Source organism: Kitasatospora sp. NPDC001261 (assembly GCF_042896795.1).
Classification (GTDB): Bacteria; Actinomycetota; Actinomycetes; order Streptomycetales; family Streptomycetaceae; genus Kitasatospora.
Window position 1 is genome coordinate 1 of sequence record NZ_JBIAXP010000077.1, and the last position, 1,488, is coordinate 1,488.

Annotated in this window: 1 protein-coding gene; it reads left to right on the top strand. The window is 69.0% G+C overall.

What is annotated here, in order from left to right:
- A partial coding sequence (locus ACFY4B_RS42590; RefSeq protein WP_387977199.1) for a condensation domain-containing protein occupies positions 1–1,488 on the top strand: 1,488 nt, incomplete at both ends.

Consider the following 1,488-nt stretch of genomic DNA (forward strand, 5'->3'; position numbering starts at 1 on the left):
GAGGTGCTGCCGCTGTCGTTCGCGCAGCAGCGGCTGTGGTTCCTGGACCAGCTCGAAGGTGCTTCCGCCACGTACAACAGCCCGTTCGCGTTCCGCCTGCACGGCTCGGTGGACGTCGAGGCGCTCCGTGCAGCGATCGGCGATGTGGTCGGCCGGCACGAGGCGCTGCGGACGGTCTACCCGGCGGTCGACGGACAGCCCCGCCAGCTGGTGCTGCCCGCCCAGGACGTCCAGGTGCCCTTCACGGTCGTGGAGTACGGGAGCGACACGCTGGACGAGGCGGTGCGCGGGGCCGCGTTCACCCCGTTCGACCTGTCCACCGACCTGCCCGTACGGGTGGTGTTGTTCAGGCTCGGCGAGGGCGAGTCGGTGCTGGTGGTGACCTTGCACCACATCGCGAGTGACGGTTGGTCGATGGAGCCGCTGTGGGAGGGCGTGGCGTCGGCCTACCGCGCGCGCCTGGCCGGGGTTGCTCCGGAGTGGTCGCCGTTGCCGGTGCAGTACGCGGATTACACGTTGTGGCAGCAGGGTCTGTTGGGTGGGGTGCTGGAGCGGCAGTTGGCGTACTGGTCGGAGGTGTTGCGGGATGCGCCGCAGGAGGTGGCGCTGCCGTTGGATCGGCCTCGGTCGGGGGTGGCTTCGCGTGCGGGTGGTCTGGTGGAGTTCGGGCTGGATGCGGAGCTGCACGCGGAGTTGGAGGTGTTGGCGCGTCGGCATGGCGTGACGCTGTTCATGGTGCTGCACGCGGGCCTGGCGGCTCTGTTGTCGCGCCTGGGCGCGGGGACGGACATCCCCATCGGCACGGTGGTGGCGGGGCGTTCGGATGAGGCGTTGGACAAGCTGGTCGGGTTCTTCGTGAACACGCTGGTGTTGCGGACGGATGTGTCGGGTGCGCCGACCTTCGGTGAGTTGCTGGGGCGGGTCCGGGACACGGATCTGGCGGCGTTCACCCACCAGGACCTGCCGTTCGAGCGCCTGGTGGAGGAGCTGAACCCCGTCCGCTCGGCGTCGGTGCATCCGCTGTTCCAGGTGATGCTGGTCCTGCAGAACAACAGCGAGGGCAGCCTCCAACTCCCGGGCATCACCCTGGAATCGGAGACCTTCGACACGGCGCCGGCCCGGTTCGACCTCAACTTCGCCTTCACCGAGGCCTGGGCTGCCGATGGCACGCCCGGTGGGATCCAGGTGGAGCTGCAGTACGCCGCGGACCTCTTCGACCACGGCACGGTGGAGGTGCTGGGCCGCCGTCTCGGTTCGCTGTTGACCGCCATGGTCGCGGATCCGGAGCAGTTGGTCGGGTCGGTTGAGGTGTTGGTGGGTGGCGAGCGTGAGTTGGTTGTGTCGGGGTGGGGTGGTGGTGGGGGTCCGGTGCCGGCGGGGACGGTGTCGGGGTTGTTCGGGGAGCAGGTGGTGCGGGCTCCGGGTGCGGTGGCGGTGGTGGATGGTGATCGCCGTTTGTCGTATGGGGAGTTGGATGTTCTGTCGGAT